Genomic DNA, 12458 nt, shown 5'->3' on the forward strand with positions numbered 1-12458 from the left:
GCTCTCACTCCTTCTTTTCACGCAGGATACAACAGACATAATGCGTATCACTTAGATCAGTCCGGCCAGGTAAATGATTTCTGCATTCCTCTATTGCGTAGTCACACCGTGGCGCAAACGGACATCCTTCTGGGAGATTTGTTGGATCTGGCATCAATCCACGAATCGGAATCAGCCGCTCCGTATGGACATCAATATTTGGTATTGAGTTGAACAGGCCCTCTGTGTACGGATGCGCCGTATGTTCGAAAACATCCTCCAATGTACCATGTTCCACTATTCTGCCTGCATAAACTACAGAAACCTCATCACACACTTCAGCAACGATTCCGAGATCATGTGTAATCATCAGCATCGACATTTTATATTTTTCCTTTAGTTCTTTCATCAGCTTAAGAACCTGCGCTTGAATTGTTACATCTAGTGCAGTAGTCGGCTCGTCCGCAATGAGCAACTTTGGATTGCACGCCAGTGCCATGGCAATACCTACGCGTTGTTTCATTCCGCCGGAAAACTGATGTGGGTATTCATGTCCCCTGGATGCCGGAATACCTACAAGCTCAAGCATGCTGGCTGCCCGTTGTTCAGCCTCTTTCTTGTTTATACGCTCATGGAGTATATATACCTCGGCAATTTGGTCTATCACGGGAACAACTGGATCCAAACTTGTCATAGGGTCCTGGAAGATCATACTGACCAGAGACCCACGCAGCTTTCTAAGCTCATGTTTTCCGGCTTTCAGTACATCTTTACCATCAAGAATAACTTTGCCACCCGTAATTACCCCTGGAGGGTCTGGTACCAAATGCAGCACTGAAAGTGCAGTTGTCGTTTTACCGGCACCGGTTTCGCCCACAAGGCCCAACGTCTTGCCTCGCTGGATTTGTATATTTATATTATTTACTGCTTTGACAATCCCGTCATCTGTACGGAATTCAACACTCAAGTCTTGAATATCCAGTATAACATTTTCATCATTCATGGCAATTCACCCTTAACGTTTCAACTTTGGATCTAAAGCATCGCGCAAACCGTCCCCAAGCAGGTTCAGTGCCAGAATAGTAATCATAATAAGCAAACCTGGGATAATTACTATATGAGGAGCATTACGTATATACGCGCGCCCGCTTGCAAGCATGGAACCCCATTCGGGAGCAGGAGGTTGTATGCCCAAACCAATAAAGCTCAGAGATGCTGTCGATAAAATTGCCGTTGCTACACGTAAGGTAGCCTGAACGATAATTGGAGACAGGCAGTTGGGAATAATATGATGGACTAGTATATGCCCATTCTTAGCTCCAATAGCTTTGGCAGCTTCTACAAATTCCTGATCTTTCACGCTCAATACCGAAGCACGAACGACTCTTGCAAACGTTGGCATACTTGCCAAGCCAATTGCAATCATGAGATTAAGCATGCTTGTTCCCAATGCGGATACAATCATAATTGCGAGTAAGAGAATCGGAATCGAAAGGAAAATATCCATCACACGCATGATAGTATTATCAACAACACCTCCGAAGTAACCCGCAATTGCTCCTAGAGTGCCACCTGTTGCCAGAGCAATGCATACCGCTATCACACCGACCAGGAGGCTTATTCTTGTTCCATACACCAGTCTGACAAAAACATCTCTGCCAAACTCATCAGTTCCACACCAGTGGTTTGTGCTGGGGGCTTGTAGACGTATAGCTACATTCTGTTTTATTGCGACGTTATTGTAATCAGCAATTTGACCGGCAAAAATGGCAACCAGAATAAGCAAAATTACTGTAAAAAGGCCTACCATTGCCAACTTATTCCGCCGCATTCTCCGCCAGATTTCAGCCAACTGACTACGCTTATGCTTTTTTACATGAATTTTTCCAGCAGATGCTGTATTATTTGATTCTTTCATCATTTACCCCTCTCTTTATTGGTATTGAGATTTTATTCGGGGATCAATATAGGCATACAAAATATCAACAAGCAGATTTACAATACTAAATACGATGGCGAAAGTAATCAGGCATCCTAATACCACGGGTTCATCTTTTTTATTAATCGAATTAATCATAAGTGTACCAATTCCAGGCAGAGAGAAAACTGTTTCATTGATGACCGCACCGCCAAGCAGCGTGCCGATCTCTAATCCGATAACCGTGATAACTGGAATCATTGCGTTTCGAAGCGCATGGTGTATTACGACTCTATTTTCACTTGATCCTTTGGCTCGCACCGTGCGAATATAATCCTGTCGGATAACATCAAGCATGCTGGAACGCATTGTTCGCATAAAGCTGGCAGTTGCCCCAACGCCCAGTGTGATTACCGGCAAAATATAACCTTTCCATGTATCCGCACTGCCGCTTGGAAGCCAACCAAGTTTCAGTGAAAAAAGCAGGATAAGCATTAATCCGAGCCAGAAGTTCGGCATAGCCACGCCAGCCAATGCCAGTAATGTACTGACATTATCCAAAACCGAATACTGCTTTGTTGCAGAAATAATTCCGAGAGGAATACCAATTATTACTGCGACAAGAACTCCGCCAAAAGCCAGAATGAATGTTGTGGGCATTCTGGAACGTATTTCTGAGGAGACAGGTTTTCCAGTGGTATAGCTTGTCCCCATATTCCCCTGCAAAAGATCTGCCATATAATCTACATATTGCTGTGGCAGTGGTTTGTTCAGTCCAAGTTCCCCTCTGATTTCCTCAACAGTAGCCTCATCTGCCTGAGCGCCTGCCACTACACGTGCAGGATCTCCAGGCGTCATTTTCAAGACAAAGAAAACCAGCAGTGAAACGCCGAAAACTACTGGAATCATCATTAGCACGCGCTTTATAATGAATTTGTACATACTTCTCCCTCACTTTCACTAAGCACAATAAACGGCGTACGCGCGGTGAGCGCCCTCAGGCCTTTGCGTTTTGCGGCTATTCTACTCTCCATATATAACCGCTATGATTAAAATAGGTTTGCAGCACTGCTCTCCTGGATATTTGCTTAATCCAGGGTAAAAGTCACTGATAGCAGAGTTGGTCATATACATCATTACCAAGCGGATGTGGGGTATATCCTGTCAAACCGCTGCGGACGCCTACCAGATTCGGCACATTATAAAGCGGGACCCAGACTGCCTGCTCTGCCAATGTCTTCTGAATGTTTGCGTACAGGTCAATTCTCTTAGTGTTATCCGTTTCAACACGGGCCTCATCCAACATTTTGTCCACATCTGGTATATTGGTGTAAGAACGGTTCCCAGATGCAGCAGGAATCTGAGAGTCAAACAACATATACAAGCTGGTATCAGGATCCCCGGTGGTATTGTTATAGCTCATAATAAACATATCATAATTACCGCTGTTTATCTGATCAAGCATTGTTGTTGATTCTTCCGAGGTCACTGTCAAAGTTATCCCAACATCTTTAAGGTTTGCCTGAATAAGCTGTGCTTCAGTATTACGTGAATCACCATACACAAGGATCGACGTACTAAAGCCATTAGGATATCCGGCTTCGGAAAGAAACGCCTTAGCTTTTTCCGGATTATAATCGTAATGAGTTACCTCATCAGAATATCCAAGGATCTGTTGATTCATTACTGAATCCGTTACTTTACCATAGCCTGCAGTCGCAACTGAGTTCAGAGAATCCCTGTCAATAGCATAATTTATTGCTTCACGCACCTTTTGGTTATTAAAAGGAGTAACCTTTTGATTCATCGAAACATACTCGATTTTAGGACTCATGCTGGAAATAAGCTTTACACTGCTTTCATTTTCAAAACGCGCAGCATCAGATGCTGAAACGATCAGATTCATGTCAATGTCACCCGTCTCAAGAGCGATATTTCTGGCAGAACCATCGGTCATCAATTTAAATGTCAGGGAAGAAGGTAAAACCTTGCCGCCAAAATAGTTATCATTTCTGGACAAAATAATTTTATCTCCTGAATCCCACTCAGAGAATTTAAACGGACCAGTCCCGACAGGGGCAGCAGAAAATTTGTCTCCCTCAGCTTTAGCGGCCTTTTCGCTAACGATGGAGCAGGCGGTATGACACAGGTTAGACATTAATGGCGCATATGGTGTTTTAGTATTAATAGTAACCGTGTAGTCATCATCTGCAACAACAGAGGCAATGTCGGCAGCAAAAGTTTTAACTTTTGCACTGTTTTCCGCACGCTCAATACTGAAAACCACATCGCTAGCCTTCATTTCATCTCCGTTATGGAACTTTACTCCATGTTTGAGTGAAAAAGTAACACTGGTATCGGAATTCGTCTTCCAGCTTTCTGCTAAATCCCCCACTATTTTCATATTGTTGTCTAATTTCACGAGTCCGTTATACATCTGCCGCATTACATATAGAGAGTTGCCATCCCAACCATTCTGAGGATCAAGAGTTACTGCTTCTGCAGCAGTACCAATTACAATATCTGTTTTTCCAACATTTGTTGACGCTGTGGATGCTGTGGAACCGGATCCGCCAGATCCACTAGAGTTTCCACAGGCAGTGAGGCTAAATAACATTGTCAGCGCAAGAATTGCAGCTACAATCCTTTTCATTTTCTTTCTCCTTTTTAATTAAAATATATAGGCAATTTGTTTCCATGTGTTATAAAATGGTAAGACTAAGGAACAAATTAGCTTCTTATGTTAATGCGGTTCAAAATTTATACATCAGCAATTAATCCGATTGCCGTAAGCAGCAATGCTTTTGTTGCCTTAATAACATATATGTCTCCGGGTACGCCTCCGGCTGCCTCACGAAAACCGACGGTATGCGTATTTTCTTTTGCTAGAAAGAGATGACCATGTATAGCTGGTAACCGTCGTGAAACATTTCCCATATCTGTACTGCCTATTCCATGATCTCGGTAACGAGGAATAACATTTTCTCCTAAAGTCTCAAAAGCTTCAGCCATGTACTTTTTAAGTGTTTTATCATTGGAAATAGGTTCATAAGTAATGGTCTTCTTTGATTCCACGGTCACTCCGAAAGCTTTCGCAGCGCATTGTGCACATGTTTCAACGATAGCTACCAGCTTACTGTGATATTTTAAGTTGTCACTACGCACATTATATTTTAGTTCGGCAAAATCCGGAATAACGTTTGTTGCATCCCCACCGTGAGTAATATTTGGAAAGACTCTGCTGTAATCCCTGAATTGTCCTTTCCATGCGTTTACCATATTCACTGTTTCCATCGCCGCTGCCAGCGCATTTGCACCTAACCATGGGCTTGCTGCACAATGGGCACTACGTCCATGGAATTGGAACGTGATTGTTTGTCCGGCCAAAGACCAATCCTCTACCATTGTGGCATCACAAGGGTGAATCATCATTGCAAAATCAATTTTGTCGAACATCCCGGATTCCAACATCTTGATTTTGCCGCCGCCGCCTTCCTCTGCTGGAGTCCCAAGAAAGATACTATTAGCCGATAGGTCATACTTACGAATAAGCTTATCGAAGATCACGGCAGCTGATACACCAGAGGCCGCTATCAAATTGTGGCCGCAGGCATGACCATTTGGAAGTGCGTCAAATTCAGAAATGAATGCTATATTGGGAGTATTGGTTTTCGGCGTATGCTCCGCACGAATCGCCGTCTGAAGCTCCCCTTGGCCGCGAACTACTGAAAAGCCATTGGCCTCAACTATGTCTTGGAGAATCTGAGCAGATTTAAATTCATGAAACGCAAGTTCAGGAGTTTTAAAAATAGAATGACTAATTTCAAGGATTTGAGGTTCCATGTCATCTACCATTTGCTCCGCCTGCGTCACTAACTCTTCACGTATCATTTTTTCCTCCAGCATTATTTACACGGAATTCCGTCTTTCCAAGTTTGGACTACCTGAGCCAAACCTTCAAGGCTTTTTGTCAGATCTCCATTAAAAGCTACAATGTTAGCAAGACGTCCGACTTCTAAAAGTCCCATGTCGTTTCGTTTTGCAATCTGAGCATTGATGCCAGTGGCACGCCCGATTGCCTCCACCGGATTCTCCTCAAGTGTCTCCGCGATCATGGCAATTTCGTCACGCAGTGTACCAGCCGTATCTGTCCCAGCGCCAATTAGTACCCCTGCTTTCTTTGCCCATCGCATTCCCTGTTCCTGTTTCTTGAATACCCGCTCTTGGAGCATATCCCAGTACTTTGCATTTGGGCCTGCTTTTGCGGCTCCACGGATGCCGGTCATAGTTGGATTCAGATGCTGATTTCGTTTTGCCATCTCTTCAATCAGATCTTCTGTCATCATACAACCATGCTCAATGTTATCTATGCCGGCATAAATTGCTCGGCGGATTCCTTCATTAGAATAAGCATGAATTGAACAGTCCTTTCCTAAATCATGAGCAGTTTCAGCACCAGCTTTCAGTTCTTCAACGGTGAATTGTGGGATACTGGGATCCTCGTCTGGAAAATGTTCAAGGCCTCCACTACCCATAAATTTAATAACATCGGCTCCTTTGTTACATTGAATACGTACCGCTTTTCTGACTGCATCCGGCCCATCGCACTCGACACTCTGACGGTAGCAATGTCCTCCGGTAATACTGATTGACATTCCGCAGCTGCTGATGTATGGTCCCATAACAAGGCCTTCGTCTATAGCCTGACGCAAATTTATGCAGGTATACCCAGACAGGCCCAGGTCACGTACATAAGTAATACCTTCATCTTTTAAATAACTAAGCATATTCACGTAACTATGTAAAATTAGATATGGGAGATCATTATTCATTAATTTTGTGGCACATTCTCCAAAAGTTTTGCCTGGTACCGGCTTTCTAAGAGATTTGCGGCTGATATGGTCGTGAATGTTCATTAGTCCCGGCGTTAGCGTCACGGAGTCCGGCATTTCTGTTGTGTTTTTCTCTGTTGCTTCCTCAGGCTTTTTCATATCTACATAAGTAATGAACTTACCTTCAAACCCAATCCAAGCTGGACTCAAGACAGTTCTTCCATCACCGACAATTGCACGTTTAGCATGCAAATAACTCGTCATAATCCAAAGATTCCTTTCAATATTTACTTAATCTTTCTATCATTTATCTTATTCGTTATCCACACTGGCTCTAAAAGCGCGAAGTTCATCTTCCTGTGTATGGATTGAAACAGAGCAGTCTGGTGCAAGTAAAAATGGCTGATCTTTCATTTTTTGAAGAGTTTCATGCGCCAATTGGCTGATGTTTAATGCTTGGTTTTCTCCAAACGGGCGCTCATCAACTCCACCCATGGCAATTTTTCCATTCAGCCAAGACTTACTTTCCCAAATTCGTGGGCAACCTGTAGCACTTGACGCCCAATGGATCATATTAATCGGCCATGATGCAAAGCGTTGAGGATTTCCATAGATACCACAGGTATGTATGATCACTTTCGTGCCTTTCAAAGCTTCCAAAACCATCAAATCATATGGCTCAACAAACTCTTTCCATTCCTCCATCGTAAAATAACCTGTACGTGCCATTCCTAGGCAAGCATAAAAGACACCGTCAATACCTGTTTTCAGCAAATTTTGACAATAATCAGCCATAGTCTTTGCAATATTCGTTAGCGCCTGCTTTACCTCCACAGGGTGATCCAGGCAAAGCTTAATTAATGGACTTTCCTCTCTTGGAGAAGGACGATAACGTCCCACACTGCGCATCCCACAAAGATTGAGCAAAATTCCAATTGGGGTAAAGACTGACTGAATAACAGGTACATCCCCACCACTTCCTTCAACAATCATCTTGCACATTTCAAGCTGCTCTTTAAATGTACTTTCATCTCCACGCAATACTCCTACCTTTTCCAGGTCAGTATAGTCATGAATCAGCGTTTTGACGCGTGTGGGGACCACGTCATTGTAATGGTCATAATCATACTCATTTCCCCAAGCTTCATAGTAATACACGGCACGAGGATTTATTTTTAAGACATCCCAATCGAATTTTTGCTGAAACTCCAACATTTTATCCGCTAAGACTCTTGGACCGCTATGTTCAAATTCCGTATGATGGTGATATGCCGTAACAGGTACTCTGTCAGCAAATTCTCCGTTCATGACGGCATCAAAACGGTCTCTTTTTGTCCAACTCATTTTGTAAATCGACCTTTCACATAAAGATTAAAAGGAATAATTAAATATATAAATTCAATAACTTATGCAATCGACCCGGGCAACTGCATAGAGTTGTCAAATAAATACTAAATGTGTTACAATTATAAAAAAGGGAGTGAGCTTGGCATGATAAGTTTCTTACAACTTCATTACTTCACGGTTGTGGCTGATAGCCACAATTTTTCTGTGGCAGCCAAGAGACTGTATGTTTCTCAACAGACGCTAAGTGGCCACATCGCACAAATGGAAAGTGATTTAGGTGTGATTCTGTTTGATAGAACACGCCCGCTAGCGCTCACTCCCGCCGGAAAACAATTATATAAACGCGCAGAAGAAATTCTGTTCTTGCAGCGCCAAGTCGAACAGGAAATGCAAACCTTTTCTGAAGGTCGCTGCAATAATCTGCGTATTGGAATCGCATCCTCTTATGCCCGTACCTTATTGCCTCAACTTTTACCTAGCCTTGTCGAAAATTGTCCCAACATAAAATTGGAACTGTTCGAAAGGAACTTTTCAGACTTGAGTGATCTCCTGACCCACCATAAAGTGGATCTGATAATTACGCGTCCACCTTACCCCTGCAATACCGTTACAGTACCGCTTATAGAAGAATCAATCAGCATTTATGCGCCGAAAGCAGCTATAAAGAACAACTTTCCTAACCGGTCAGAAGAGATAATAAAGCAACTATCTGAAACGGCAGATCTGCGGACGCTCCGCGATTGTCTCTTTATCCTTCCACGTTCAGGCAGCGTCAGAGATTCTTGTGATAAACTTTTTTTGGCTAGTCAAATCAGCCCGCATATATTGGTGGAAACAGATTTTATGGAAACTGCCATTGCTTTCTCTCGTACCGGTATGGGAATTACACTTGCTCCTACTGGTATGCTGCAGGCTTTGGAAAAGCAGCCCAATGATGATCAAAAAGTAACCGGCATCTATCCGATTGCTAAAAAAAGTATAAGTAGAAGCCTAGCACTCTGTTATCCTGATAGGGCAGTTGTTTCACCTGCAATGCAAAAATTCATAGCAATTGCAAGAGCGAGACTAAGTAAGCGCAACTCTAACAAGCTTTTTTAAAAGAGAACAAATATTTAACTCATAATCTAACATCTTTGTTCGCAGTTTTAATTTAATATTTCTTTTATTTTAGGCATCATATCTATTTCTTTTATTATTTTTTTATTACTTTTATTGTTTTTTACTAGCTTACATTCATAATAACCAATCAGTTTTTGAAAATCAAACAGTTTTTAGCCTGTTAACAACAGGCTAAAAACTGTACTTATAATTCTATTGCGTGCGCCTATTTTGTGACAAACGACTAAATTGTTGTATCCTACTGTTTAGCAAATAGGATACTCTTCTGCATAGCATGGAGCGCTTTTGAGAAATTAGGAAAAGCTTAAATTGCAATACACACAATATACAATATAAAAAATAAACGGCGATAATTTGTCAGTAAGCAACATACCTCAAATTATACCGCTATTTCTTTTGCTACTTCTTTGCTTAGTCCTTTTGGTGATGGCCATCGGAATAAGAACAATACCGAAAAGTCAACGATATTACGGACGATCTCCTTTTTGAGAATCGAAAAGAAACTCTCGCTCCAAGCGTTGTCGCCCGGTTTCCCGACTGCGGAAAAGTTCTGCTTCCAGCCAGCCGCTGCCTGCACCCCCGCAATGGCTGGATTTCAGTCCTTCTTGTGACATGATGCGCCCCGCACGACCGGGCAGGACGCCGAATATCCGTCGCGCCTGAGAATCCCGCAGATTCGATCGGCGCCGTAAACGCCCTGACCATCGTTGAATGCAGCGATAACTTTTCCTCGCCTGGTATCTTCGACTGCTTGCCGCTGGGCCCGTTCGCGAAGCCAGGTATAATAATCCGGACGTTGAAACGCCAAGCTTTTCGGCCCACTTTACCTTGGCGTATTCGCTATTGGAGTTTATCAAAGCACAGTAATCCGTTGCTCTCACTTTTGATGCTGTGCGAAGAAGGCCGACGCTTTTTTTAATATGTAGTTTTCTCCGCTACCCTTTTGTGAAGTTTGCTGAGCTCGTCCTGTTGCTCCACCAGCTGCGTTTTGTCTCCGTCGGGGGTGTACTTTTTCTGCCAGCGGTAGATCATGTTGCTCGCAACTGTCCGAAATTTTATCACCGACCCGTCTATTGAAGATGAATTGGGAATAGGAGATGACTCAATTCCCTTTAGTCATCTTATGCAACAGTATTGCGACAGGCCAGATGGTCGCAGAAAACTTATAAAAAAGATTGGAGATAGGTTTAAATATATTCATTTTTTTCAGAATTGGAGAATTCAGCTACAGCGCTTTATCAGAAATTAGCTGAAATATATCCAATTAAAACCATTATTACGACAAATTGGGATACATACTTTGAAGACTACTGTGGAGCAATTCCCATTACAATTCCAGAAGACTTCATCTTTTGGGATGAAAATTCCCGATGTGTTTTAAGAATTCACGGTTCCATCAAAAACTTGAGTTCCATAATTGCTACCACTGATGATTACAATAAGTGTTTTAAGGAACTTTAAAACGGAATCATTGAGGCAACTCTTAAGACAATCCTTGCAACAAAGACCGTTGTATTTATTGGTTTCTCTTTTGGAAATAAAGATTTTACACAGATCATTAACTATATACGCGATGAAATGAGAGATATTTATCCACACGTCTATATTGTAACTTTAGATACACGTCTGAATTACAAGAATTCCACTTTTCTTGTGACTTCTGGCACTTTCTTTCTACACAAATCAAAGCTTGCACTCATTAAGAACGGCATAATAAAAAATTGCTCAATCCATCCTCAGATTCAATCTATTCTTATAAACCTTGAGAAACTTCATGAGAAAGTTCCGACTATAAAGCTGATTAAATATCCGTGCACAATATATACACTCTCTTATCAAGACGGTGTCATACACGCGTTTGAACGTTTTTTGTAAAACTATCAGACGGGAGAATATAATCGACCCGGGTATTCAGGTGAAATGGCAAAAGAATATCAAAAATTGATTAAAACATGTCACAAGGTAAATAACTATTGGGATGAAGCATATTATGAAGGCTATTCAAATGGATTGCTTTTGATTGAAATGTGCGAAGATAATAATAGCATTGTAAATGTGTTGCCGTTTCTGTATCTTCCCAATGCAAAACAGCCCCTGACTACTTACACCATTTTTATGGATGAATTGGCAAGAGTATCTCGAGGAAGAAGTAAATACCTTGCCTTTGCAAAGACCATTGTTAAAGAAAAAAAGATCTCGTAATGCATCATCCTCCCTATTGAGCGGATTCTTCGAAAGTATATTGGAGCTTTTACTAAAAAATTAAAAACGCAATATGAACCTCGGTTGTGAATAGGCTAAAAGGTGGGAAATTATGGAACGAAATTTATTAGTGGGAAATGGTATTAATATTCAGTTTGGTGGTATTGATGTATATTCTGGTCCTGCTATAATGAAACGAGTCGTTGAAAATATTAAAGCAAGAAAATATACTGAACTAACGGAAAATAGCTTGTCCGTAGAAGAACAACTTAGCTTGCTCAATGGGATGGTATTAGTAATTAATGAAATAAAGGCTGGTAAGCATAGAGAGAAAGCTGATGGCTTATTCATGCTTACGGAGTTAGATAGAATAAGAAGGACTTATCCTGACAACAGTGATATTACTTCTGTGTTTTTAGAGGATTACTTTTTAGCGTTTGAGCTATTCAACAACGGGTATAGGGTTAAAGACGGTAAAACTCAAAGCGAATCATATAGAAAGATAATGTTTACCTTCCTTAGTCAGATGCTAGTCGATGGAATATATAATGACGGTGCCATTAATGATATTTACAAAAGTTTCTATATAGGAATGACTACATATCTTAATAAATTTTCAAATATTTTTACTACAAACTATGATTATAACTTGGAGAATATATTATGTGATACAGCTAAAGTGTGCCATTTGCACGGCGAGTTTAAAAAACTATCGCCTGAATATGATATTACGAGTTTGTATTATGCGTCCCATCAAGCAGAATGTGATACATTGATATCCAAGAAAGTTTCCAATATGAAGCATATATATAGCAATGCAATAATGAGTTAATCTTGGCTAGATAAATATGGAAATTTAATTAAACCAGATACCAAGGTCAAAAAAGGACTCTTTAAATCAATCAGCGGTCAATTAGAAATAGTAGGATTGGAACCAGCTAATGATGAACATCTATTTGTGTTGATTAACAATAATCCAAAGATTAAATCGGTTGTGTATTATTATCTCAAGGATAAAGATAGAATGGAATTACCACATCATATTAACAAGCATGTGACTT

At 41.3% G+C, this 12458-nt stretch carries 11 protein-coding genes and 2 pseudogenes; 5 read left to right on the forward strand and 8 right to left on the reverse strand.

Annotated elements, in window-relative coordinates; translation table 11 throughout:
* Positions 1-4: 4 nt before the first annotated feature.
* From ACVS9P_RS08450 to ACVS9P_RS08480, 7 genes are all read right to left on the reverse strand, one after another.
* Entirely contained in the window at positions 5-982 is a 978-nt protein-coding gene (locus ACVS9P_RS08450; RefSeq protein WP_452103132.1) for an ABC transporter ATP-binding protein, read from the reverse strand.
* Positions 983-994: 12 nt separating this feature from the next.
* Complete coding sequence (locus tag ACVS9P_RS08455) at positions 995-1897, reverse strand: ABC transporter permease (protein WP_452104692.1); 903 nt, start codon at positions 1895-1897, stop codon at positions 995-997.
* A gap of 15 nt (positions 1898-1912) precedes the next feature.
* A complete protein-coding gene (gene nikB / locus ACVS9P_RS08460) occupies positions 1913-2839 on the reverse strand; it encodes a nickel ABC transporter permease (protein ID WP_452103133.1) in 927 nt (308 codons plus the stop codon).
* Positions 2840-3002: 163 nt separating this feature from the next.
* Positions 3003-4550 carry an ABC transporter substrate-binding protein gene (locus ACVS9P_RS08465; RefSeq protein ID WP_452103134.1) on the reverse strand — a complete coding sequence of 516 codons (1548 nt, stop codon included), beginning with the start codon at positions 4548-4550 and terminating at the stop codon, positions 3003-3005.
* A 107-nt stretch (positions 4551-4657) separates the two neighbouring features.
* Entirely contained in the window at positions 4658-5788 is a 1131-nt protein-coding gene (locus ACVS9P_RS08470; RefSeq protein WP_452103135.1) for a M20 family metallopeptidase, read from the reverse strand.
* Between the two features lie 14 nt (positions 5789-5802).
* Positions 5803-6993, reverse strand: a complete 1191-nt coding sequence (locus tag ACVS9P_RS08475) for an amidohydrolase family protein (protein ID WP_452103136.1) — start codon at positions 6991-6993, stop codon at positions 5803-5805.
* Positions 6994-7041: 48 nt separating this feature from the next.
* On the reverse strand, positions 7042-8073 hold the full coding sequence (locus tag ACVS9P_RS08480) for a uroporphyrinogen decarboxylase family protein (RefSeq protein ID WP_452103137.1): 1032 nt from the start codon (positions 8071-8073) through the stop codon (positions 7042-7044).
* Between the two features lie 147 nt (positions 8074-8220).
* Between ACVS9P_RS08480 and ACVS9P_RS08485 the strand changes: the two are divergent.
* Together ACVS9P_RS08485 and ACVS9P_RS08490 are read left to right on the forward strand one after the other, a co-directional pair.
* Positions 8221-8394: pseudogene (locus ACVS9P_RS08485) on the forward strand (helix-turn-helix domain-containing protein); the annotation flags it as partial.
* Positions 8395-8463: 69 nt separating this feature from the next.
* Positions 8464-9174, forward strand: a complete 711-nt coding sequence (locus tag ACVS9P_RS08490; RefSeq protein WP_452104693.1) for a LysR family transcriptional regulator substrate-binding protein — start codon at positions 8464-8466, stop codon at positions 9172-9174.
* Between the two features lie 488 nt (positions 9175-9662).
* Here the strand turns inward: ACVS9P_RS08490 and ACVS9P_RS08495 are convergent, their stop codons facing one another.
* Positions 9663-9809 carry a hypothetical protein gene (locus ACVS9P_RS08495; protein ID WP_452104711.1) on the reverse strand — a complete coding sequence of 49 codons (147 nt, stop codon included), beginning with the start codon at positions 9807-9809 and terminating at the stop codon, positions 9663-9665.
* A gap of 598 nt (positions 9810-10407) precedes the next feature.
* On the opposite strand from ACVS9P_RS08495, the pseudogene ACVS9P_RS08500 reads away from it, so the two are divergent.
* From ACVS9P_RS08500 to ACVS9P_RS08510, 3 genes and pseudogenes are all read left to right on the forward strand, one after another.
* Positions 10408-11070 (forward strand): annotated as a pseudogene (locus tag ACVS9P_RS08500) (SIR2 family NAD-dependent protein deacylase).
* A gap of 45 nt (positions 11071-11115) precedes the next feature.
* Positions 11116-11397, forward strand: coding sequence for a hypothetical protein (locus tag ACVS9P_RS08505; protein WP_452103138.1), 282 nt, complete (start codon positions 11116-11118; stop codon positions 11395-11397).
* A 112-nt stretch (positions 11398-11509) separates the two neighbouring features.
* Positions 11510-12229 carry a hypothetical protein gene (locus ACVS9P_RS08510; RefSeq protein ID WP_452103139.1) on the forward strand — a complete coding sequence of 240 codons (720 nt, stop codon included), beginning with the start codon at positions 11510-11512 and terminating at the stop codon, positions 12227-12229.
* The last annotated feature ends 229 nt before the right edge of the window (positions 12230-12458 follow it).

It is taken from the genome of Caproicibacterium sp. NSD3 (assembly GCF_053613275.1).